This window comes from Streptomyces chiangmaiensis, assembly GCF_036281785.1.
In the GTDB taxonomy this organism is placed as follows: Bacteria; Actinomycetota; Actinomycetes; order Streptomycetales; family Streptomycetaceae; genus Streptomyces; species Streptomyces chiangmaiensis.
This window is the reverse complement of record NZ_JAYWVC010000051.1, coordinates 20,575-42,502: the sequence shown is the minus strand read 5'-3', so window position 1 is coordinate 42,502 and position 21,928 is coordinate 20,575. Positions and strand designations below refer to the sequence as shown.

Below are 21,928 nucleotides of genomic sequence, written 5' to 3'. Positions count from 1 at the left end.
ATGGAGATCCTCGGTCACAGCCAGATCAGCATCACAATGGATGTCTACACGCACGTGACATCGGACACACAGCGTGAGGCCATCAGCCACATGGACCGTCTGCTCAGGCGCCGCCTCGCCCGTGAGTGACCGTCCTCGTTGATGTCACCCGTGGATGTCAAACGCCCCGGACCGATCATGGTCCGGGGCGTTGGTACTGCTGGGAAAGGGAGCCCCCTGTCGGATTCGAACCGACGACCTTCGCTTTACAAGAGCGGCGCTCTGACCAGCTGAGCTAAGGAGGCGTGCGCATGCGTGCCCGAGCAGTGTACCCAGGTCCCGGCCCGGCCCTGTCGAAAATTTCCGCGAAGGTCACAGTCCTCCGGGTACTGACAGAGCAGGTGAATGGCAGGTACGGTCCAGATCCAGTTCACTCTTGTGGACTACACCACGACGGAACCCCGTAGTGGCAACCACCTTTGCAACGGATCGTCCGGCACGTTCCTGCCGGTGAAGGGGGCCCATTCACCATGGCCACTGTCTCGTTCGACAAGGCGACCCGGATCTACCCGGGTTCCGAGAAGCCCGCCGTCGACTCGCTCGACATCCAGATCGAGGACGGGGAGTTCCTCGTCCTGGTCGGCCCGTCGGGCTGCGGCAAGTCCACCTCGCTCCGCATGCTGGCGGGACTCGAGGACGTGAACGCCGGCACCATCCACATCGGCGACCGCGACGTCACGCACCTGCCGCCGAAGGACCGGGACATCGCCATGGTGTTCCAGAACTACGCGCTGTACCCGCACATGTCCGTCGCCGACAACATGGGCTTCGCGCTCAAGATCGCCGGCGTGCACAAGGCGGAGATCCGCAGAAAGGTCGAGGAGGCCGCGAAGATCCTCGACCTCACCGAGTACCTCGACCGCAAGCCGAAGGCGCTCTCCGGCGGTCAGCGTCAGCGTGTCGCCATGGGCCGCGCCATCGTGCGTGAGCCGCAGGTCTTCCTCATGGACGAGCCGCTGTCCAACCTGGACGCCAAGCTCCGCGTGTCGACCCGTACGCAGATCGCCTCGCTCCAGCGGCGCCTCGGCATCACCACCGTCTACGTCACCCACGACCAGGTCGAGGCCATGACGATGGGCGACCGGGTGGCCGTGCTCGACAAGGGCATCCTCCAGCAGGTGGACTCGCCGCGGAACATGTACGACCGTCCGGCCAACCTCTTCGTCGCCGGCTTCATCGGCTCCCCGGCCATGAACCTGGTCGAGGTCCCGATCACCGACGGCGGTGTGAAGTTCGGCAACAGCGTGGTGCCGGTCAACCGCGAGGCGCTGAAGGCCGCCTCCGACAGGGGTGACCGTACGGTCACGGTGGGCGTCCGCCCCGAGCACTTCGACGTGGTGGAGCACAACGGCGAGGCCGCCTCGTCGCTGTCCAAGCACACCGAGGACGCGCCGGCGGGCCTGGCCGTCTCCGTGAACGTCGTCGAGGAGCTCGGCGCCGACGGCTACATCTACGGCACCGCCGAGGTCGGTGGCGAGACCAAGGACCTGGTCGTCCGCGTCGGCGGCCGCCACGTGCCGGAGAAGGGCGCGAAGCTGCACGTCGTGCCGCACCCGGGCGAGACGCACGTGTTCTCGACCTCGACCGGCGAGCGTCTCTCCGACTGAGCTCGACCGCCGGCCGGACCGGCCCGACCCGCCCCCAGCGGGTCATATGCCCCGGCATAAAAAGAGGGCCCCGCAGCAGACTGCGGGGCCCTCTTCGTTGTCGATAAATACCCCAACATAAGAGACATTTCACCTGGCTGCGTCAACCCCATACCCCGAAATCGTCGCTTCTTCATCCCCCGAACCGGTGACAAATTGTCGCCAAATCACTACCGCGCGCTACCCTCACTCGCGTGAAGCACACCACTACTCCACGGACACGGCGCGGCCGTGGCCCCGCCCGCCGGATCGGGCGCACTTTCGCCCTCGTACTGCCCGTCGTCCTGGTGCTCTCCGGGACCCTCGCGGTCGCCCGCGTCAACTGGTCGGGGGCCCCTTCCAACTCGGTGCTCGCCGCCGCCTCCGGAGACGTCTCGACGCGCGCCTCATCCCGCGCGCCGCAGGAGGTGCTGCGCGACAGGCTGCTGCTGGAGCTCCAGGAGAAGGACCCGGGCACCGCGCTCACCCACCTCCAGCAGGCCGTCAACAACCGCCCCTCGCTGGCGAAGCACTGCGTGGCCATCGCCCGCGCACTGGGGCGCGCCGCCGTCCGCGTGTACGGCGCCTCGCGCGCCCAGTCCTACGCCCGCCCGGTCTGCGACACCTCCTTCGCCTCGGGCGTGGCCACACAGCACAGCTGAGGCCGCCGACCGCCCGACGTGAGGACGGGGCGCGCGACGTACAGTTCGGTCATGACCGATCCGAACGCCGCCGTGCGCCCCGTCCAAGCCGTCATCCTGGCTGGTGGCCAGGGCTCACGGCTGCGCCCGTACACCGACGACCGGCCGAAGCCGATGGTGGAGATCCCGGGTACCGGAACCCCGATCATCGGGCACCAGCTCACCTGGCTCGCCGAGGAGGGCGTCACGGACGTCGTGATCTCCTGCGGCCATCTCGCCGACGTCCTGCAGAAGTGGCTGGACACGGCGGACCTGCCCGTCCGCGTCACGACGGTCGTCGAATCGGAGCCGCTCGGCCGCGGTGGCGGCTTGCGCTACGCCGCCGGGCACCTTCCACACCCCGACAAGCCGTGGTACGCGACGAACGGTGACATCTGGACCCGGTTCTCGCTGCGCGACATGGCGGACTTCCACACCGAGCGCGACGCCGTCGCCACCCTCGCCCTGGCGCGTCCGCGCATCCCGTGGGGCGCGGTCAAGACGGACGGCTTCGGCCACGTCACCGACTTCATCGAGGCCCCGCCGTCGACGTTCGAGATCAACGCGGGCGTCTACGTCTTCTCCGCCGAGTTCGCCGGGATGCTCCCCGAGCGCGGCGACCACGAGCGCACCACCTTCCCCCGACTGGCCCGGGAACGCCGTCTGGCCGGCTTCACGATTCCCCAGGGCGCGTACTGGCGGGCCATCGACACCGCGAAGGACCTCACGGAGGCGGCGAAGGAGCTGGCGGCACTGGGGCGTTGACGCTCCGTCGGCGCGCCGCGCCCCGCCCGCGCCCCACCTCGCACGAAGGGCCCGCACACCGATGTGCGGGGCCCTTCCACGTGCAGGGCTACCCCAGCAGGCCGCCCACCAGGTGGTCCGAGCCTCCGGAGCCGCCCCCTCCGTCACTGCCTCCGCCACCGCTCGCTCCGCCCGAGGAGCCACCGGTGCCGCTGCCGCCCGAGGACGACGGGCCCGCGCTCGCACTCGGGGCCTGCTGTGCCGGCGCCGAGTGACGCGGCGGGGCCTGACCCGCGGCGCCCTGGGTCTGGCTCGGCCGGCCACCCGGGACGGTACCGGTCGCGCCCGGCGTCCTGGCCGGGCTGGACGGAGACGATGTCGTGTCCTGCGTCGACGCCGGGGAGCGCGAGGCCGAGGGGCTCGGCTCGTACTGCTGCTCGCCCGGCGTCTCGGGCAGCGGGGAACCCGGCAGTTCGTTGCGCGGTGCCTCGCCGGGTCCTGGTACGACCACGCGGTCCGCGTCCCGCACCGCCCCGCCGAGGAGCGATCCGACCAGCAGCGTCACCCCGGTCACGAGCGCCGTCACGAGCGCCCCGCGGCGCAGTACGTACTGCCGCAGCTCCCAGATGTCCGCCCGCGGCCCGAGCCTGCGCCACGCGCCACCCGCGAGGCGACCGTCCACGGAGTACACAGGCGCCCCCGCGATGATCAGCGGCGACCAGGCGGCGAGGAAGATGATGTCGGGCGTGTGGTATGCGGGGACCGTATGCCAGCTCACGGTGACGATCAGGGCGGCCGAGAGCATCGCCCCCACCGCGGCCGCGACCCGCTGCCACAGACCGAGGACCGTGAGCACGCCCACGATCACCTGGAGGAAGGCGATGACCAGCCCCGTGCCGACGGGGTGATGCAGGGCGAACTGCCGCAGTGGCTCGGCGACTTCCCAGGGATGCAGTGTGTGGAGCCATGTGACCATGGAGCCCCGCTTCCTGCCGTCGAAGTAGACGGGGTCGCAGAGCTTGCCCATGCCCGAGTAGACCGAGATGGAGCCGAGGAAGATGCGCAGGGGCAGCAGAACCACCCCGAGGTTCATACGACGGCCGGGATAGTAGGCGTGCCGCACGTGATCGCCGGCGTGCCGCCGCGTCCGCGGCTCGGCCCCGCCCCCCTCCGCACCGTCGTACGGGGATTCAGGGCGATCGGGTTCGTCGAGGGCGCGTTGGTCATAGCCGGGTGCCGCATGGACGGGTTCGTCGTACGCGCTGCCGACGCTCCGCATCTGCGGCAGCAGCCGGGTCTCGCCGTGACGGTGGCCACGTGGGACACCGATGACCGGGGCCTGGAGGGTCCGGCCGTCGTCGTAGCCGTCGGCGCCCGACAAGCCCTCGACGTCGATGCGCGGGATGACCTGGGTCGCGCCTGCGTCGACGGCCGCATCGTTGCCGTGGCGCACACTCGAGCTCCGCACGGCCTGCAGCAGCCGATGGGCGCCGGTGTCGTCGGGTGCGGACTTCCCGCTCCAGACGACGGGCCGACGGCGGCCGTCGGCGGCGTCTTCTCCACCCGCCGAACCGACGACGGGCATACGCACGCCGTTCTGGGCGATACCCGAGTACCGGGCGACCTGTGGGAACTGGGCGCGCCGCGTGGACGCGCCCAACTGCACGCGGAAGCTCGCGTGATTGACGATGACCTGCGCCGGGTCGCTCGGCACCTTGACCATGCTCAGCACGGGAGTGTCGTCGAATCCCGACGATCGGTCCCCCGTGGGTGTGCGGGGCGTTCTGGTCTCCACACTCATCTAACCGAGTGACGTGTGATTAGGACACTGCTTTGACCGCGTGGATCTGTCCGGACCCCGTCAAGCGTGCCCTGTACGACCGAATGACCCCGTACGAGTGAGGGTTCGAGCGTCCGTTCAGGCCCCCGGCCCCGGCGTCAGCCCCGCCTGCGGGCCGCCTCGTACAGCACGATGCCCGCCGCCACACCGGCGTTGAGCGACTCGGCGCCGCCCGGCATCGGGATCCGGACCCGGACGTCGCACGTCTCGCCGACCAGTCGCGAAAGCCCCTTGCCCTCGCTGCCGACGACGATGACGACCGGCCCGTCCAGAGCTTCCAGCTCGCCGAGTTCGACGTCCCCGTCGGCGGCCAGACCGACGACCATGATGCCCGCCTTCTGGTACGCCTCCAGGGCACGCGTCAGGTTGGTGGCGCGCGCGACGGGCGTACGGGCCGCCGCGCCCGCGGAGGTCTTCCAGGCGCCGGCGGTCATCCCGGCGGCACGCCGCTCGGGCACGACGACCCCGTGCCCGCCGAAGGCGGAGACGGACCGGACGACGGCGCCCAGGTTGCGCGGATCGGTCACCCCGTCGAGGGCGACGATCAGCGGGTCCTCGCCCTCGTCGTAGGCGGCGTCGGCGAGGTCCGCGGGGTGGGCGTACTCGTAGGGCGGGACCTGGAGGACGAGCCCCTGGTGGTTGAGGCCGTTGGTCATCCGGTCGAGCTCGGGGCGCGGAGCCTCCATGAGGTTGATCCCGCCGCGCTCGGCCGCGAGCTGCAGCGCCTCGCGCACACGCTCGTCGTTGTCGATGAACTGCTGGACGTAGAGCGTGGAGGCGGGCACACCCTCGCGCAGTGCCTCGACGACCGGATTGCGCCCGACGACCAGTTCGGACGAGGACTTCCCACCCGTGCGACGCTGCTGCGGGCGCCCCTGCGCCCGGCGCGTCTTCGCCTGGGCGGCACGCTGCTTGGCGTGCCCCTTGCGCATCTCGGCCGGCGGAGTCGGGCCCTTGCCCTCCAGCCCGCGGCGCCGCTTGCCGCCGCTGCCGACCTGCGCGCCCTTCTTGCCGGACATGCGGCGGTTGTTCGCGGCCATGACCTACCCGTCTGTTGAAGCGTCGTACGTACGTCTATGAAGTGTGCCGCCCGGAGGGCCGGGCGGCACAATCGATCACCGGATCCGGCGGTGGGCTCAGCGCGGGCCGAGTGACCACCGCGGGCCCTGGGGGCTGTCCTCGATGACGAGCCCCGACTGGTTGAGCTGGTCGCGGATGCCGTCGGCGGTGGCCCAGTCCTTGCGGGCCCGGGCCGCCTCGCGCTGGTCGAGGACCATGCGCACCAGGGTGTCGACGGCACCGTGCAGGTCCTCACCGCGGTCACCCTCCCCGGCCCACTCGGCATCGAGCGGGTCGAGGCCCAGGACGCCCAGCATGGCCCGCACCTCCGCGAGCCGGGCCACGGCGGCGTCCTTGTCGTCGGCGGCCAGCGCGCTGTTGCCCTGCCGGACGGTGGTGTGCACCACGGCGAGCGCCTGCGGCACGCCCAGGTCGTCGTCCATCGCCTCGGCGAAGGCGGGGGGCACCTCGTCGGCCGGCTCGACGACCCCTCCGGCCTTCTCGACGACCCGCTGCATGAAACCTTCGATGCGGGCGAACGCGGACTCCGCCTCGCGCAGCGACTCCTCGCTGTACTCGATCATCGAGCGGTAGTGCGGGGTACCGAGGTAGTAGCGCAGCACGATGGGCCGCCACCGCTTGACCATCTCGGAGACGAGCACCGAGTTGCCGAGGGACTTGGCCATCTTCTCGCCGGCGATGGTGACCCAGGCGTTGTGCAGCCAGTACTGGGCGAACGCGTCACCGAAGCCCTTGGCCTGGGCGATCTCGTTCTCGTGGTGCGGGAAGATCAGGTCGATGCCGCCGCCGTGGATGTCGAAGGCGGACCCCAGGTACTTGTGCGCCATCGCCGAGCACTCCAGGTGCCAGCCCGGGCGGCCGCGTCCCCACGGCGTCTCCCAGGTCGGCTCCCCCGGCTTCGCCGCCTTCCACATGGCGAAGTCGCGCGGGTCGCGCTTGCCGGTCTCGCCCTCCTCCGAGGGCTGGCGCAGGTCGTCGAGGTCCTGCTTCGACAGCGACAGGTAGCTCGGCAGGGAGCGCACGTCGAAGTAGACGTTGCCGTCCGCCTCGTAGGCGTGCCCGCGCTCGACGAGGCCGCGCATCATCTCGACCATCTCGGTCACATGGCCGGTGGCGCGGGGTTCGTAGGTGGGCGGCAGGCAACCGAGCGCGCGGTACGCCTCGTTGAACGCGCGCTCGTTCTCGTACCCGATGGCCCACCACGGGCGGTCCTGCTCGTGGGCCTTCCTGATGATCTTGTCGTCGATGTCCGTGACATTGCGGATGAAGGTCACGTCGAAGCCGCGGTACGCGAACCAGCGGCGCATGATGTCGAAGTTGAGGCCCGAGCGGACGTGCCCGATGTGTGGCGGGGCCTGCACGGTGGCGCCACACAGGTAGATCGAGACGCAACCCGGCTTGAGCGGGGTGAAATCACGGATCTGCCGGGCGCTGGTGTCGTACAGGCGAATCGTCACGAGTCCAGGGTAGTGGGCCGGAAGGAGTGCCTCACGCCCCTTGTGGTCGAGGAGCACGCATTCGTGACAAGCGGTTCGCCTGCATCCCGCCGTCCGCCCACTCGTACGGCGACGCAGGGTCCTGGACCACGACGCCCGCCCGGGGTCGCGGTCCAGGTTCTCCTTCCGGCGGGGTGCGAGGAGGGGCCCGAGCCGGCCGGGCGGTACGGCGGCCGCACCGAGGTCACCTCCGGGACCTCGGCCGTCGGTGACGCCCCGGGTGTCCTTGTGCGCCCTCAGTTCACCCGCGCCACGAGCGCGGTGGCGATCGCCATCAGTCCCTCGTCACGCCCGGGGAAGCCGAGACCGTCCGTCGTCGCGCCGGACACGGAGACCGGCGCGCCCACCGCGTCCGAGAGGATCTTCTGTGCCTCGTCGCGGCGCTTTCCGATCTTCGGACGGGGGCCGACGACCTGGACGGCGATGTTGCCGATGGTGAAGCCCGCCTCGCGGACGATCCGCGCGGCCTCCGTCAGCAGCGTGACCCCGGACGCCCCGGACCACTCGGGCCGCCCGGTGCCGAAGTGCTGCCCCAGATCTCCCAGCCCGGCCGCGGAGAACAGCGCGTTGCACGCGGCGTGCGCGACCACGTCGGCGTCGGAGTGGCCTGCGAGTCCCGGTCCCTCGTCCTCCCACTTCAGGCCCGCGCACCACAGCTCCCGCCCCTCCTCGAAGGCGTGGATGTCGGTCCCGATGCCCACCCGGGGCAGCAACGGCGCCTCAGAAGCCATCCGTCAGCCTCCTGCGTGCCAGGACCGCCTCGGCCAGCACCAGGTCCAGGGGCCGTGTGACCTTGAAGGCCTCCTCGTGGCCGGGGACGACCACGACATGCAGCCCGAGCTGTTCCACCATGCTCGCGTCGTCCGTGACGTTGTCCGTCACTGTCTCGTGGGCCCGGATCAGCGTCGCGCGGTCGAAGCCCTGCGGGGTCTGCACAGCCCGCAGCCGGGCACGGTCCGGTGTGGCGACGACGGGTTCCGGCTCGTCGGGCGCGGCGGCAGGCTCGACCTCCTTGACCGTGTCCGCGAGCGGCAGGGCCGGTACGACGGCCGGCGCACCCTCCCGCACCGCCTCGATCACCGCGTCCACCGTGTCCACCGGGACGAGCGGGCGGGCCGCGTCGTGCACCAGGACGATCTCGTACTCCGGCGGCAGCGCGTCGAGGCCCAGCTTCACGGATTCCTGGCGCGTCTCCCCGCCCGGCACGACCAGGAAATCGGTCCTCTCGGGCAGCGCGTGCGCGTCGAGCAGCGACTTGACCTCCGCGGCACCGTCCGGCGGGGCCACGACGATCACGAGGGAGACGGCACGGGACGCGGCCATCGCGCGCACCGCATGGATGAGCATGGGCGTGCCGTTCAGCGTGCGTAGCGCTTTGGGGGCGCCCGGGCCGAGGCGTACACCTCGGCCTGCGGCCGGAATCACGGCCGCGATGGGGGTCCCTGCTCGGGCGGAGTCGGGAGTTTCCGGGAGAGCTCCGGTGAGCGAAGGGCGCGAATCGTCAGACATCGGTTCCTGTCAGGTTTGTGTGCTCGGCCGGGATGGGTATGGCCACAGCGTGCCGGGCGCGACGCCTTGACCGGACCCTTCCGTGACCTCTGGTCGAGCCGACTGCCCGGGCCCGGCACGCCAAGTATCGGGGGTTTCCCGTGTCCGAGGGGTGTCCCGTCGGCGTACGGAATTCGGGCGGGGCTCCACCTTTCGGCAAGGCCTTACGTCGTGGCGTCCGGGTACGAACATGCCGCAGCGCCCGGCGACAGCTATTGCGTCATCGGGCACCGCGGCATGTGCAAACGTGCTGCGCGTTGCTCCGTCCGTCGCGCTCCCGGTCGGGGAGCGAGGGGGGCGGGATGGGCGTCAGGACGCGAGGACCTCGTCGAGCAGAGCCTCGGCCTTGTCCTCGTTCGTGTTCTCCGCGAGGGCGAGTTCGCTCACCAGGATCTGCCGGGCCTTGGCGAGCATCCGCTTCTCACCCGCGGACAGTCCACGCTCGCGCTCGCGGCGCCACAGATCGCGGACGACCTCCGCCACCTTGATGACGTCGCCGGAGGCGAGCTTCTCCAGGTTTGCCTTGTATCGACGCGACCAGTTCGTGGGCTCCTCGGCGTACGGCGCGCGCAGCACCTCGAAGACCCGGTCCAGCCCGTCCTGACCGACCACATCACGCACGCCGACGAACTCCGCATTGTCCGCTGGCACACGCACCGTCAGGTCGCCCTGGGCGACCTTCAGCACCAAGTAGGTCTTGTCCACGCCTTTGATCTGGCGAGTTTCGATGGCCTCGATCAGCGCGGCCCCGTGATGGGGATAGACCACGGTGTCGCCAACCTTGAACGTCATGTGACAGGTACCCCTTCCGTGGCTATCCAGGGTAACACGGAAACCGCGTCTTCTGAATGGCGTTTTCGCAGGTCAGGGCATATCTCGGGGCTTGACAACCACAACAGGAACGTGCTTCGAGGGGGCGACTGAAGGGGGTATTCGCAGGTCGGAGCGGCTCTGCGGGCGAAGGGAAACGCGCACGTTACACACATCGGAGTCCTCTGACTAGGTCCAGGATGCCCCTTTTTGTCCTCCCTCAAGCGATCGACTTCCGCTACTCCGTTCGGTGCCTCGAGGTGGGTACAAGACGAATCCGGAATTGATCACGGCGCACGGTGATCCCTGTTGTTGATCCGTTGATCCATTTTCGGTACCGCTGTGCATTCCTTGCGGTAAAACCCCGAGCCGGGGCTGGAGACGCTTATGTGAATACTGGACAACGTGAGGTCAAAGAGGCTGTTGCGGCGCTTGGGATCAGTGTGACGGGGGCCTCATCAACGAGCACGGCGAGGATGCCCCGCACACCTTGGGGCGGGTCGGGTGCGGCGGCCATGGAACGGCTCGGTAACCTAAGGCCGCTGACAGACACTTAGGGCGGCTTTATCAGGGAGTCGCCCTGCTCCGCCCACGTTCAAGGAGTTGCCGCCGCCGTGAGCAGCAGCCTTCGACGCGGCGCCCTCGCCGCCGCCGCCATCGCGTTCTCGATCGCCTCGCTCGCCGCGTGCGGCGCCGGCAACAACGCCCAGACGCTCGACATCAAGCCCGACAACGCGGCGACCAGCGTCGGAGACATCAAGATCCAGAACGCGCTCGTCATCACCCAGCCCGACCCGAAGGCCACCGGCCCGGCCGTGGTCTCGGCAACCATCTTCAACAGCGGCAGCACCCCCCAGACGCTGGACTCGATCAGCGTGGAGGGCGACGGCACCGCCGAGCTCTCGCCGGCCCAGGGCGGCGGCAGCGTGACCGTCCCGGCCGGCAGCTCCGTCATCATCGGCGGCAAGGGCAACGCCGCGGCCACCCTGAACAACATGGGCGCCGCTATGCAGAACGGCAACGCGCAGAAGATCACCTTCAAGTTCAGCAAGACCGGCGACGTCAGCCTGCGGGCGTTCGTCGTCCCGGCCGAGAGCTACTTCACCAAGTGGGGGCCGAGCAACATCCCCTCGGTGCCGACCGCCTCCGCCACGCCGACCGAGGGCACGACGCCGACGGAGTCGGTCACGGGTTCGCCTGCCTCGGGCGCGTCCGGCACGCCCGCCGGAGAGGAGCCGGGGAGCGGGACGGCGACCGAGTCGAGCTCGTCCGAGCAGTGACACCGAGCCGGGGCGCCGGCACCGGGTGATCGCTCACCGCACCGCACCGTCATGCTCGCGCAGCGGCGCGCCACGGCGGCGAGGTGACCCGACGCCGCGTCCCCGGTACGCACGAAGGGCGGTACCCCTCCAGGGGGTGCCGCCCTTGGTCGTGCCGTGCGCGCCGGTGCCGTTCAAGCCCCGCTCATGGGCCGTTCACGGCCGGCGTGCCCTTGTCGGCTCACGGCTCGAACTTGTAGCCGAGGCCGCGGACCGTCACCAGGTAGCGCGGGGCACCCGGATCCGGCTCGATCTTCGCGCGCAGGCGCTTGACGTGGACATCGAGGGTCTTGGTGTCGCCCACGTAGTCGGCGCCCCAGACGCGGTCGATGAGCTGCATACGCGTCAGGACGCGGCCCGCGTTGCGCAGCAGCATCTCCAGGAGGTCGAACTCCTTCAGCGGCAGGTCGACCTTGGAGCCGGAGACCGTGACCACGTGGCGGTCGACGTCCATGCGGACCGGGCCGGCCTCCAGGGCGGCCGGCGTGACCTCCTCGGGCTCCCCGCGGCGACGCAGGACGGCCCGGATGCGGGCGACCAGCTCACGCGAGGAGAACGGCTTGGTGACGTAGTCGTCGGCCCCTATCTCCAGGCCGACAACCTTGTCGATCTCGCTGTCCTTGGCGGTCACCATGATCACTGGGACATTGGAGCGGCCACGCAGCTGGCGGCAGACCTCCGTGCCGGGCAGACCGGGCAGCATCAGGTCGAGCAGGACGAGGTCGGCGCCATTGCGCTCGAACTCGTCGAGACCGTCGGGCCCGGTGGTCGCGATGGCGACCTCGAAGCCCTCCTTGCGGAGCATGTAGGACAAGGCGTCGCTGAAGGACTCCTCGTCCTCGACGACGAGTACTCGGGTCACGGAAGGACCTCCGGGGCGGGAAGCGGTTCGTACGGGGATGAGACGGTGGTCGTCCCGTCGGGCCGGCCGTCCTCTTCATCGAGGCCGGACGGGTGGTCGGTCGCACGGTCACGGGCCGCACCCGCCTCCGGCAGCCGCAGGGTGAAAGTGGAGCCCTGACCCTCGGAACTCCACACCGTGACCTCCCCGCCGTGCGAGGCGGCCACGTGCTTGACGATCGCGAGACCCAGTCCCGTGCCGCCCGTGGCACGGGAGCGAGCCGGGTCGACGCGGTAGAAGCGCTCGAAGATGCGCTCCTTGTCCTTGTCGGAGATGCCGATGCCCTGGTCGGTCACGGACACCTCGATCAGGTCCCCGCCCGACGCCGACACCCTGCGCCCGGCGATGCCGACGCGGGTGCGAGCGGGCGAGTAGTTGACGGCGTTCTCGACGAGGTTACCGAGAGCGGCGGCCAGCTGGCCGCGGTTGCCCCACACATGCAGATCGGCGGTGCCACCGGCGGCCATGGTGATCTGCTTGGTGCCGGCCTGGTGGCGGCAACGGTCGATGGCCTCGGCGACCAGTTCGTCGACGCGCACGGACTCGGCGTCCTCGAGGGGGTCGTCGTTCTGGACCCGCGAGAGGTCGATGAGCTCCTGCACGAGGTTGGTCAGCCTCGTCGCCTCGATCTGCATCCGGCCCGCGAAGCGCTCCACGGCCTCGGGGTCGTCGGAGGCGTCCATCACGGCCTCGGAGAGCAGCGACAGAGCACCGACAGGCGTCTTCAGCTCATGACTGACGTTGGCGACGAAGTCGCGGCGCACCGCCTCTATCCGGCGGGCCTCGGTGAGGTCCTCGACCAGCAGCAACACCAGCCGCGAGCCGAGGGGCGCCACGCGCGCCGACACCGCCAGGGCCTCGCCCCGTCCGGTGCCGCGGCGCGGCAGGTCCAGCTCGACCTGGCGTATCTCGCCGTCCCGTCTGGTGTCACGTGCCATCTGCAACATCGGCGCGACGGCGAGCTTGCCGCCCCTGACGAGTCCTAGGGCGTAGGCTGCAGAGCTGGCCTTCACCACGGCGTCGGCCTCGTCCAGCACCACCGCCGAGGAGCGCAGCACGGACAGCACCGTGTCCACGCCCGGCGGAAGCACGGGGTCGGTGTGCAGGGAAGTGCGGGTGGGGCGTTTCTGGTCGCGCTCGCTCCAGCGGAACGCCAGCATGGCGATCACGCCGGTGAGCACCCCGGCGATCGCTGCCGCTGCGGCGACCGCCGCGTTCACGTCCATGCACCCAGGTTAGGCATGTCAGGACACCGGACCACAGCCATCCGAGTGCGACCTCGGATACTCGTCGCCCAGAGTTCACCTTGGAGCCAGTGTCGATTCATTTGAGATGACTGAAACGGTCGCGTACGGACCAGAACGTGAGAGCGTGGGGTGCGTAGGGCGCCGTGTCGGCCGTGTTCACCATGGTGATGACGGGCCCGGGCCCCCGGCCCCCGAAGAGACGTAAGAGAGGGACACCCTGATGCGGGACGCGTACCACGAGGAACTTGACTCGATCGGTGAGGGTCTGGTCGACATGGCCCGGCTCGTCGGGTCGGCGATCGGACGCGCCACGACGGCGATCCTCGACGGCGACCTGAAGCTGGCGGAAGCCGTCATCGAGGGCGACAAGAAGGTCGACGAACTCCAGCACGACCTGGAGGCGCGCGCGATAGCCCTGCTCGCCCGTCAGCAGCCGGTGGCGACGGATCTGCGCATCGTCGTCACGTCGCTGCGGATGAGCGCCGACCTGGAGCGCTCGGGCGACCTGGCGCAGCACGTCGCGAAGCTGGCCCGGCTGCGCTTCCCCGCGCGCGCCGTCCCGCAGGACCTGTACGCGACCATTCTGGAGATGGGCCAGCTCGCCCAGCGCCTGATGGCCAAGGCCGCCGAGGTGATCGTCAGCAAGGACGTCGACCTGGCGATGCAGCTGGAGCAGGACGACGACGAGATGGATCTCCTGCACCGCACCCTCTTCCAGCACCTGATCGACGACCGCTGGCAGCACGGCATAGAGACGGCTGTGGACGTCACCCTCCTGGGCCGCTACTACGAGCGCTACGCCGACCACGCGGTGGCGGTGGCGAAGCGCGTGGTCTACCTGGTGACGGGCGAGCACGCGGACGAACTCCAGCCGGACATACAGCCGGTGACGGGCGTCGAGGGCGCCTGACCGCGGCCCGACGGGGAGGGGCCGGCGGTCCGCGCTCGGCGTCGGATTTCCGGACCGACACCCTCCCCCGGGGGGCTTGAAGGGGCCCGGCCGGTTTGTGCACAAGCCCCTGTGCGCCGTTGATGCGCCTGTCGGCGGGGGCATGAAATGAGCACAGGCACCAGTCTCGAGGAGGGACCCATGGCCGAGACCCCCAGCACGCCGGACCCCACGCAGGAGCGCGACACCCAACAGCCCGTCGAGATCAAGAGCCTCCCGCTGGTCGGAGCGTGCGGCTGCGGCTCAGGCTGCGGGTGCGGGTGCCAGTCCGGCGCGCCGTGCCAGTGCGGCTGAGGCCGGGCGGCACGGACGATCTCGCGGCACAACCGAACATCGAGCAGGACGAAGAGGGGCCCCGGTGCTGCGCCGAGGCCCCTCGCGTCCGTAGCAGGCGCCGTCGGACGGGCGCAGCATGGGAGGCAGAGCAGCGAGCGGACCCGGAAGGAGGTGCGAGGCGATGACTCAGTTCATGGACGTCCACCACGGCATGAAAGGCATCACGGACGACCAGCTGAAGCAGGTGCACCGGGCCGACCTCGCCCTGGAGAAAGAGGAGGGCGTGCACTTCGAACGGGCCTGGGCGGACCCCGAGTCCGGCACGGTGTACTGCCTTTCGGAGGCCCCCTCGGCCGAAGCGGTCCGCCGTGTCCACGAACGCGCCGGCCACAAACCCGACGAAGTACACCCGGTCCCGCTGTCCATCTGGTGACCCGCACCGAGAGGCCTCCTGCCCACGGCGGTCCGCGGGTGGGAGGCCGGAAGGTGCCAGAGCCTGCTTCTTCCTGTGCCGGTCCCGTCACCGACCTCGGTGACCTGCGCCGACGACACGAGCAGAGGCAGGCCCTTCACGGGAGGTGGACGGGCCTGCCCCTGCGCGATGCCGCCCGCGTACCTCCCCCCGGAGAGCAGGCGGCGTGACCCCGCCCGGGGTCACTTCCTCCAGCGCACCGCGGGCATCGCGTGTCACGGGTGTTCGGCCACTGTCGCGAGATCAACACAACTGTGCGGCTCAACGCCTTGCTCGGCCACAACTTCTGTACGACGTATCCACGCCCGGCGGCCGCTCAGCCGTCGGATCCCCCGTCCTTGCCCTTCCTCCCTCCGTGCCGGCCCTTGCCGTCACGGCCGTCCTTGCCGCCCTGGTCGTCCTCCGGCACGCCCGTGGCGATGGGGGAAGGCTCCGTCGTGGGCGGCTCGACGGACGCCGACGGCGTCGAGGAGACCGGTGAGGTAGGGGCGCCATGGCCGGAGTCCCCGTTCCAGGTGGCGCCGAGCGCGACGGCTCCGGCGAAGAGGGCGACGCCTACGGTGCCCAGCACGGCTTTCGACGGCGGCTTGCGGCGCCCGCGTCGTGGTGCACGTGTGCCACGCTCGGCCGTCCCGGGTTCCGTAGCGGTCGGCAGGGCGGCCGTAAGAGCCGCAGTGCCCGGGTGGTCCGGTTCCGGTTCCGCCGGATCCCGCGACTGCTGCCAGGCCTGGAGCCAGGCGGCCGCCTGGTCGGCGGTAGGACGGTCCGCCGCGTCCTTGGCAAGCAGGTGCATGACGTAGTCGGCCAGCGGCGGCGGTATGTCGGGACGCAGGTGCGTGGGCGGTGGCGGCTGGGAGTCGACATGCTGCTGCACCACGGCCAGCGAGGTGGTGCCGCGGAAGGGGGGACGGCCGGTGAGCAGTTCGTACAGGACGCAGCCGAGCGAGTAGACATCGGAGGCGGGCTGGGCCGAGTCGCCGAGGGCGCGCTCGGGGGCGAGGTAGGCGGCGCTGCCGACGATCTTGCCGGTGGCGGTGATGGTGCCGGCGGTGGCATCGGCGAAGCGGGCGATGCCGAAGTCGGTGAGCTTCACGGTCCGCTCGGTGGTGAGCATGACGTTGGCGGGCTTGACGTCCCGGTGGATCACACCCTGACGGTGAGCGGCGGCCAGTCCGGCTGCCATCTGGGCCGCGATGCCGGCCGCCTCACGCGGGGCCAGCACCCCGTACACGGAGCGCTCCTGGGAAAGGTTCCAGCCGTCGACGAGCTCCATGACCAGGTAGGGCCGGCCTTGATGGGAGCCGAAGTCGTACACCCCCACCACGTTGGGGTGGCTCAGGCTGCCTGCCGTCTGCGCCTCCATCCGGAACCGCTCGAGGGCCGCGGCGTCGTCGCCGCGCAGGACCTTGACCGCAACGGTGCGGTTGAGAACGTGGTCGGCGGCCCGCCACACCTCGCCCATCGCGCCGCGTCCCAGCGGTTCCTCCAGCTGATAGCGGTCCTCCAGCAGCACCCGCGCCCCCACCCGACGTCCGACAACACTCGACCACTGTGACGCCGTCTCTCACGGTTCATCACGTTGTGAGCCGCCACGGGCTCACGCCACCGGTGCCGGCGGGTCGACGACACGCCGCCCCGGCGACGGGCTCGCCAGGACAGGCGAGCGACGGGATCGCCTCCGCCTGACCGGCGCGTGAACACCCTGTACAGGCGGGACGAGCGTTGCCGGTGCCGACGGGTGCACTCCTACAGCGCACCGGAGCGCCGAGGCGTCACTCCCGCACCGGACGCCGCAGCGCGCGGGCCTGCCGGACCGTCACCTGCCCGAACCGCTCCGTCGTACCCGCCCCAAACCCCGGCCACCCCGGCCGTCGCAGTGATCTACGTCACTGCGACCTGTTTTCCCGTGATGTTCCCGGGCCGGGGCGCGCTGAAAGAACGGGTTGCCCCTGTGACGGGTGTGCCCCACGTGACCTTTGTCTGTGGCCTTTGACGGCCTTCTAGGGGTGGATACTTCGTGAGTCGTCGTACTTCGCATGCATACAGACCGCTGAGTCTCAAACGGCGCGCCTGGCTGACGCTGGGTGCCGTCGTTCTGGGCGGCGGCGGCGTGGTGACGTACGCCGTCGCCAGCCCGTCCGGCGATCACGCCGAAGGCCAGGCAAAACGTCCGCCGAAGGTCTTTGACCTGACGCTGAAGGGGGCCGGGAGCGGCAAGGCGGAGCTGCCGCAAACGGACACCAAGGAGTTCTCGCTGCTCGGTGTCGACTGGACCGGTCACAACCGGCTCAACGGTACGGCTCAGGTGCGCGCCCGTAGCGTGAAGACCGGCGAGTGGAGCGCCTGGCACGACCTTGACCTGAACACCGACCCGTTGGGCGACTCAGCGGAACGAGCCGCCTCGCCCAGCGAGTCCGAGCCGATGTGGGTCGGCCCCTCCGACGGCGTGCAGGTGCAGATCGTCCGCAAGAACGGCACCACCAGCTCCGACCTGCCCAAGGGGCTCACGGTCAGGCTCGTCGATCCCGGTGTGGTGACGGAGGCCGAGACAAAGGCCGAGCCGGCCGCGTACGTGGCGGGTACCGTCAGCGAGACGAGCGCGTCGCCCACCGACTCCGTCTCCCCGACCGACAGCACCAGCGCCGCGCCGACGGACAGCACATCGGCGTCTCCGAGCGACAGCACCAGCGCCGCGCCGACGGACAGCACATCGGCATCTCCGAGCGACTCCGCGGGATCGCCCTCGGCGAGTACGTCCGCGAGCCCGTCGGCCAGTGCGCCGACCACGCCACCGGCGCGGCCGTCCACGGTGCCGCGACCGCCGATCGTCTCCCGTGCCGGCTGGGGCGCCGACGAGTCGCGCAGCCCGGACCCGTCGGAGTACAACGCCGATGTGAAGGCCGTGTTCGTCCACCACACGGACGATGGCGCCTACACGTGCGACCAGTCGGCGGCACTGGTGCGCGGTATCTACGTGTACCACACGAGCCCCAAGCCGAATGAGGACGCCTGGAACGACATCGGCTACAACTTCCTGGTCGACAAGTGCGGCACGATCTTCGAGGGCCGCAAGGGCGGTGTCGACCAGCCGGTGCTCGGCGCCCACACCTACGGCTGGAACAGGGAGTCCGCGGGCATCGCGGTCCTCGGTGACTACACCACCGCCGGCGCCTCCAACGCCGCGCTGTCCTCGGTCGCCCGCATCGCGGCCTGGAAGCTGGGGCAGTACGGTGTCGATCCCGCCTCGACCGTGAGTCTCAAGGCGGGCGCCACCCAGACGAACTACTTCGGCAAGAGCTTCACCGCGGGCACCTCGTACACCTTCAACCGGATCTCCGCCCACCGCGACGGCTTCAACACCGTGTGCCCCGGCGGGTCCCTCTACGCCCAGGTGCCGACCATCCGGGCCTGGGCGGCCGGACCGGTGCAGGGCCTGAAGACCACCACGGTCGACGGCGCGGGCCTCTCGGGCTCGACGTACTACACCAAGGGCGCCATCACGGTGCACTGGACGGCCACCACGCCCTCCTCGCTCATCAAGAACTTCCAGCTGCTGGTGGACGGCAAGACGGCCGCCACCACCTCCGGCACCGCCACCTCCGCCGGCACCACCGTGGCCCTGGGCAGCCACACCGTCGCCGTGCGGGCCGTCCACCAGTCCGGCAAGACGGCCACCACCGCCTCGCTGAACGTCATGGCGGAGACGACCGCGCCGACCTTCACCACCGCCCCGAAGCTCACCCTGCGCTCCGGGACCGTCAACACCACTGCTGTTCCGGTCACCCTCGGCTGGAAGGCAACCGACGACAAGGCCCTGCGCAATGTGAAGCTGCTGGCCCCGACCGCGGCCACCTACGGCGCGACGACCACCAGCGCCAGTAGCACCGCCAAGTCCGGCGTCGCCACGACCTGGTCGATGGGCGCCTACGACTACGCCGGCAACTCCCGTACGTCGTCCGCCGCCTTCACCCCGATGATCCTGCAGGAGAGCTCCGCCACGAGGTCCGGCAGCTGGACCACCCGCTCCTCCACCAGCTACCTCGGCGGCAAGTCGTACTCCAGTGCCTCGAAGAACGCCAGCCTCACCTGGACCTTCACGGGTCGCTCCGTCTCCTGGGTGGTCTCCCGTGCCAGCAGCTCCGGCCAGGCCTACGTCTACGTCGACGGCGTCAAGGCAGCCACCGTCGACCTGAAGTCCTCGGCCACCCTGTACCGGCAGGCGATCTGGTACAGGTCCTGGTCCACCAGTGCCAAGCACACCATCAAGATCGTCGTGGTCGGCACCAGCGGCCGTCCGACCATCACCACCGATGGCCTGATCTACATCAAGTAGGCCCTGAGCCGCGGCGATCCGAACCGCGGCCGTGGTCCCGGCACGGCACCATGCCCCCTACCGGCGGAGATTCCGCGGGTAGGGGGCATGGCCGTTGCGGCATGCGCGGACCAACGGCGACGCGACGGCCCGGTTGAGGCGGGCCACCGGGCTGTCGGTGAGGCGCACCAGTTCGTCGTACCACTTCAAAGACTCCGCGCTTCGGCCGGCTCGCACTCGTCAGCGGCTCACCCCCTTGTGTCGGCCAGGTGTCAGCCAGGATGTGCGGCTGCCGTGGTAGGTGGGTTCCAGAGAGGTTCCAGCGCATGAAAATGCCTCCCGCCCGCGCCGTATGCGCAGGTAGGAGGCATGATCACACAACCCGCTTCTTCTTGCCCGGCCTTTCCGGAGCAGCCTGGTCATCTCGGCCAGCGGGGTAATTTCACTGCCATTCAGCCCTGCGATCACCAGCTCCCTTTTCGCCGGCCTGTGTGAGATGTGCAAGAACTTTGGCAACCGTCTCTTTCGTGCCGTTCGGCAGACCCAACGGGGCCGGAGCCGGTCCGACCGGGCGGGGCGGTGCGACGCGCACACGTTCCTCGACGCCTGGACAGTTCACCGGGCCGATCGAAGGATGGCTAGTGGGCCTGCCACGGCCTCGTCCGTGGGTGAGGACGGGACACGCGGACGTACCCGCCCGAGTTCGCCTACGGCGGCGACCCGCGCCACTCCGGGTGACCAGCCGCTGCGGCTCCGGTGCCGTCGTACCGGCGACGAGCTTGCTGACCCGCATCCCGTCCGCTCAGCAATTCCGCTGCATGGTGCTGAGTGTGTTGCGCGGCGAGTTGAGCTTCGGCGACGACATCACCGCGTTCTCGTATCAGGCCCTCATAGATCGGCAGGTGATCGCTTTCAGTTGAAATGTGTGTCATGTTGGCCCAGTTTGATTGCGATCAACAAAGAGGCCGGTCCACTGTCAGGCTCGGTTGAGCCGGGCAGCGATCCCGTGACCGATCAGCAAATAGATGACGGCCGGCAGGCCATAATTAAGGACAACGCGTAGGATCTCTGTGTCCATCGTGAAGATGTCCTGTGACCACCAGGTCAGCCAGTCCGCCGTGCCTCGCACGAATTCGACGAACACATTCGCGCGGTTCGCGTCGAGCAGGAACAGCAGGATCCACAGGCCCAGCAGGCCCGCCGCGGTGTCGGCGATCGTGCAGATGGTGATGGCCGTACGCCGTGTGGTGGCCTGACGGCGCACGGCGCGGTCCGGGCCCGGGGGCTCGTTGTATGCCCGGTATCCGGGAGTCGGGTCGATGTTGCTCACAGGGAAATCCGATCTGACGTAGTGCCATGTCTGCACGCTCGCGCCGGGGCGCCGAAATTCAGCCGGGTCTGCACCCCGCTTCTCCCTGCTTCTGCGTTCCGCATGCACTGCGGTGTTACACCGCCGTCCGAGATGCCTCAAATATGGCCGCCTATGCAGGCACTTACCCATATGTTCACGCGTCAGGGCGCTTTTCCGGACTGAATGAAGGGGTGCGATTCGGGTGCCGCCACAGTCCTCGGCCGTCAGTGTCTGCGCAATTCGTTACCAAGTTAAGAGGTGAACCGGTGCGTCTCTTCACAGGGGTGTCGGTTTCGAAACTGTCTCCCTTCCCTCGTGCCGCTCCTGACGTGCGGTGTGCTGTTGGAAGTGACCCCGGGCGGGGTCATGGTGCCCATCCTCCGGGGGAGGGTTTGCAGGTTCGTGGGAAGAAGGGAGCTCCCTTCCATGGACACCGGAACGCGTCTTTGCCGTCCAGGCCGCCACGCCGGAGCGGCATCAGACCATGGTCGACCTCGGCGGCGGCTGCGGCCTCCGACAGGGCGAGATCCCGGGTGCCGCTGTCGACGCGATCGACTTCGAGTCAGACACGCTGCACGTCGTCCAGCAGCTCGAGCTGAGCCGGAGCAAACCCGTGTTCGCCCCGCCCAAGGGAGGCAAGCTCCGTGACGTTCCTCTGCCCGATCCCGTGGCAGAGGCGCTCAAGGAGCACATCGAGCGGTTCCCGCCCGTCAAGGTCACGTTGCCGTGGATGCGAGCGGGCGGCCGGCCTGTGACCAAGCATCTGATCTTCAGTGGGCCCAACGGTAGTCACGTCTAGTACATCGCTGAACGAAGACCATTGGAAGCCCGCGCTCGCCAAGGTTGGCGTCATCCCAAGGGCGAAGAGTCGCGAGCACAGCGCCGCACGTGAACAGCGCATGCACGCCCTGCGGCATTTCTACGCGTCCGTTCTGCTGGACGCCGGGGAGAGCATCAAGGCCCTCGCCGAGTACCTGCGGCACTCCGACCCGGGGCTGACGCTGAAGGTGTACGCGCACCTCATGCCGAGCAGCCGCGACCGGGCCCGGAAGGCTCTCGGCCTGGCACTCCGGCCGCAGGACCCGGGGCACTGAGGGCCCGCAGTGGGCCCAGGTCGTGAAAACGCCCCCGCTCCGCGCCGTATGCGCAGCTCAGAGGCATGATCACACAACCTACTTCTTCTTGCCCTGGGTCTGGCGGGCCCGTTTTTCGGCCCTGGTCAGAGCGTCGCGCACCGCA

19 protein-coding genes, 1 tRNA gene and 2 pseudogenes are annotated in these 21,928 nt (G+C 69.6%); 11 read left to right on the top strand and 11 right to left on the bottom strand.

Going from position 1 to position 21,928, the window contains the following annotated elements:
* Positions 1–129, top strand: a pseudogene (locus VXC91_RS17575) (site-specific integrase); the annotation flags it as partial.
* An 81-nt stretch (positions 130–210) separates the two neighbouring features.
* On the opposite strand, the gene VXC91_RS17570 reads toward VXC91_RS17575, so the two are convergent.
* Positions 211–284 (bottom strand) — tRNA-Thr (locus VXC91_RS17570).
* 225 nt (positions 285–509) lie between these two features.
* Between VXC91_RS17570 and VXC91_RS17565 the strand changes: the two genes are divergently transcribed.
* The 3 genes from VXC91_RS17565 (at position 510) to VXC91_RS17555 (ending at position 3,109) form a co-directional block, all read left to right on the top strand.
* Positions 510–1,646: an ABC transporter ATP-binding protein gene (locus VXC91_RS17565; RefSeq protein WP_329508200.1), complete on the top strand. Its 1,137-nt coding sequence runs from the start codon at positions 510–512 to the stop codon at positions 1,644–1,646.
* A 233-nt stretch (positions 1,647–1,879) separates the two neighbouring features.
* A complete protein-coding gene (locus VXC91_RS17560) occupies positions 1,880–2,326 on the top strand; it encodes a hypothetical protein (protein ID WP_329508199.1) in 447 nt (148 codons plus the stop codon).
* 51 nt (positions 2,327–2,377) lie between these two features.
* The gene (locus tag VXC91_RS17555) at positions 2,378–3,109 is read left to right on the top strand and encodes a nucleotidyltransferase family protein (protein WP_329508198.1); all 732 of its coding nucleotides are present in this window, start codon (positions 2,378–2,380) and stop codon (positions 3,107–3,109) included.
* An 88-nt stretch (positions 3,110–3,197) separates the two neighbouring features.
* On the opposite strand, the gene VXC91_RS17550 is transcribed toward VXC91_RS17555, so the two are convergent.
* The 6 genes from VXC91_RS17550 to VXC91_RS17525 form a co-directional block, all read right to left on the bottom strand.
* The gene (locus VXC91_RS17550) at positions 3,198–4,889 is read right to left on the bottom strand and encodes a DoxX family protein (RefSeq protein WP_329508197.1); all 1,692 of its coding nucleotides are present in this window, start codon (positions 4,887–4,889) and stop codon (positions 3,198–3,200) included.
* A gap of 137 nt (positions 4,890–5,026) precedes the next feature.
* Positions 5,027–5,968: a 23S rRNA (guanosine(2251)-2'-O)-methyltransferase RlmB gene (gene rlmB / locus VXC91_RS17545; protein ID WP_329508196.1), complete on the bottom strand. Its 942-nt coding sequence runs from the start codon at positions 5,966–5,968 to the stop codon at positions 5,027–5,029.
* 96 nt (positions 5,969–6,064) lie between these two features.
* Positions 6,065–7,465, bottom strand: a complete 1,401-nt coding sequence (gene cysS / locus VXC91_RS17540; protein ID WP_329508195.1) for a cysteine--tRNA ligase — start codon at positions 7,463–7,465, stop codon at positions 6,065–6,067.
* Between the two features lie 275 nt (positions 7,466–7,740).
* Positions 7,741–8,235 (bottom strand): 2-C-methyl-D-erythritol 2,4-cyclodiphosphate synthase, encoded by a 495-nt coding sequence (gene ispF / locus VXC91_RS17535; RefSeq protein WP_329508194.1) that lies wholly within the window; start codon positions 8,233–8,235, stop codon positions 7,741–7,743.
* Complete coding sequence (gene ispD / locus VXC91_RS17530) at positions 8,225–9,013, bottom strand: 2-C-methyl-D-erythritol 4-phosphate cytidylyltransferase (RefSeq protein WP_329508193.1); 789 nt, start codon at positions 9,011–9,013, stop codon at positions 8,225–8,227. The genes ispF and ispD overlap by 11 nt, the downstream gene beginning before the upstream one ends.
* Before the next feature lie 348 nt (positions 9,014–9,361).
* A complete protein-coding gene (locus tag VXC91_RS17525; protein WP_003953493.1) occupies positions 9,362–9,844 on the bottom strand; it encodes a CarD family transcriptional regulator in 483 nt (160 codons plus the stop codon).
* Between the two features lie 632 nt (positions 9,845–10,476).
* Here VXC91_RS17525 and VXC91_RS17520 point away from each other — a divergent pair.
* The gene (locus VXC91_RS17520; protein ID WP_329508192.1) at positions 10,477–11,142 is read left to right on the top strand and encodes a copper chaperone PCu(A)C; all 666 of its coding nucleotides are present in this window, start codon (positions 10,477–10,479) and stop codon (positions 11,140–11,142) included.
* 220 nt (positions 11,143–11,362) lie between these two features.
* On the opposite strand, the gene VXC91_RS17515 is transcribed toward VXC91_RS17520, so the two are convergent.
* A complete protein-coding gene (locus VXC91_RS17515) occupies positions 11,363–12,043 on the bottom strand; it encodes a response regulator transcription factor (protein ID WP_009340348.1) in 681 nt (226 codons plus the stop codon).
* Positions 12,040–13,308 (bottom strand): sensor histidine kinase, encoded by a 1,269-nt coding sequence (locus VXC91_RS17510; RefSeq protein ID WP_329508191.1) that lies wholly within the window; start codon positions 13,306–13,308, stop codon positions 12,040–12,042. The genes VXC91_RS17515 and VXC91_RS17510 overlap by 4 nt, the downstream gene beginning before the upstream one ends.
* A 241-nt stretch (positions 13,309–13,549) precedes the next feature.
* Between VXC91_RS17510 and phoU the strand changes: the two genes are divergently transcribed.
* The 3 genes from phoU to VXC91_RS17495 all read left to right on the top strand — a co-directional run bounded on the left by phoU (position 13,550) and on the right by VXC91_RS17495 (position 14,987).
* Positions 13,550–14,239, top strand: a complete 690-nt coding sequence (phoU, locus tag VXC91_RS17505; protein WP_329508190.1) for a phosphate signaling complex protein PhoU — start codon at positions 13,550–13,552, stop codon at positions 14,237–14,239.
* A 180-nt stretch (positions 14,240–14,419) separates the two neighbouring features.
* Positions 14,420–14,572 carry a hypothetical protein gene (locus VXC91_RS17500; protein ID WP_329508189.1) on the top strand — a complete coding sequence of 51 codons (153 nt, stop codon included), beginning with the start codon at positions 14,420–14,422 and terminating at the stop codon, positions 14,570–14,572.
* 163 nt (positions 14,573–14,735) lie between these two features.
* Complete coding sequence (locus VXC91_RS17495) at positions 14,736–14,987, top strand: SCO4226 family nickel-binding protein (protein ID WP_329508188.1); 252 nt, start codon at positions 14,736–14,738, stop codon at positions 14,985–14,987.
* A gap of 355 nt (positions 14,988–15,342) precedes the next feature.
* Here VXC91_RS17495 and VXC91_RS17490 read toward each other — a convergent pair whose 3' ends face one another.
* The gene (locus tag VXC91_RS17490; protein ID WP_329508187.1) at positions 15,343–16,539 is read right to left on the bottom strand and encodes a protein kinase domain-containing protein; all 1,197 of its coding nucleotides are present in this window, start codon (positions 16,537–16,539) and stop codon (positions 15,343–15,345) included.
* Positions 16,540–17,043: 504 nt separating this feature from the next.
* On the opposite strand from VXC91_RS17490, the gene VXC91_RS17485 reads away from it, so the two are divergent.
* Together VXC91_RS17485 and VXC91_RS17480 are read left to right on the top strand one after the other, a co-directional pair.
* A complete protein-coding gene (locus tag VXC91_RS17485; protein ID WP_329508186.1) occupies positions 17,044–19,359 on the top strand; it encodes a peptidoglycan recognition protein family protein in 2,316 nt (771 codons plus the stop codon).
* 713 nt (positions 19,360–20,072) lie between these two features.
* Positions 20,073–20,258 (top strand): hypothetical protein, encoded by a 186-nt coding sequence (locus VXC91_RS17480; protein ID WP_329508185.1) that lies wholly within the window; start codon positions 20,073–20,075, stop codon positions 20,256–20,258.
* 56 nt (positions 20,259–20,314) lie between these two features.
* Here the strand turns inward: VXC91_RS17480 and VXC91_RS17475 are convergent, their stop codons facing one another.
* Complete coding sequence (locus VXC91_RS17475; protein WP_329508184.1) at positions 20,315–20,668, bottom strand: hypothetical protein; 354 nt, start codon at positions 20,666–20,668, stop codon at positions 20,315–20,317.
* 442 nt (positions 20,669–21,110) lie between these two features.
* On the opposite strand from VXC91_RS17475, the pseudogene VXC91_RS17470 reads away from it, so the two are divergent.
* Positions 21,111–21,783, top strand: a pseudogene (locus VXC91_RS17470) (tyrosine-type recombinase/integrase); the annotation flags it as partial.
* Between the last annotated feature and the right edge of the window lie 145 nt (positions 21,784–21,928).

Coding starts and splice junctions, on each gene's coding strand:
- rlmB (WP_329508196.1), bottom strand. CDS start 5,968: ATGGCCGCGAACAACCGCCGCATGTCCGGCAAGAAGGGCGCGCAGGTC.
- VXC91_RS17510 (WP_329508191.1), bottom strand. CDS start 13,308: ATGGACGTGAACGCGGCGGTCGCCGCAGCGGCAGCGATCGCCGGGGTG.
- phoU (WP_329508190.1), top strand. CDS start 13,550: ATGCGGGACGCGTACCACGAGGAACTTGACTCGATCGGTGAGGGTCTG.
- VXC91_RS17555 (WP_329508198.1), top strand. CDS start 2,378: ATGACCGATCCGAACGCCGCCGTGCGCCCCGTCCAAGCCGTCATCCTG.
- VXC91_RS17495 (WP_329508188.1), top strand. CDS start 14,736: ATGACTCAGTTCATGGACGTCCACCACGGCATGAAAGGCATCACGGAC.
- VXC91_RS17550 (WP_329508197.1), bottom strand. CDS start 4,889: ATGAGTGTGGAGACCAGAACGCCCCGCACACCCACGGGGGACCGATCG.
- ispF (WP_329508194.1), bottom strand. CDS start 8,235: ATGGCTTCTGAGGCGCCGTTGCTGCCCCGGGTGGGCATCGGGACCGAC.
- ispD (WP_329508193.1), bottom strand. CDS start 9,013: ATGTCTGACGATTCGCGCCCTTCGCTCACCGGAGCTCTCCCGGAAACT.
- VXC91_RS17525 (WP_003953493.1), bottom strand. CDS start 9,844: ATGACGTTCAAGGTTGGCGACACCGTGGTCTATCCCCATCACGGGGCC.
- VXC91_RS17500 (WP_329508189.1), top strand. CDS start 14,420: ATGGCCGAGACCCCCAGCACGCCGGACCCCACGCAGGAGCGCGACACC.
- VXC91_RS17565 (WP_329508200.1), top strand. CDS start 510: ATGGCCACTGTCTCGTTCGACAAGGCGACCCGGATCTACCCGGGTTCC.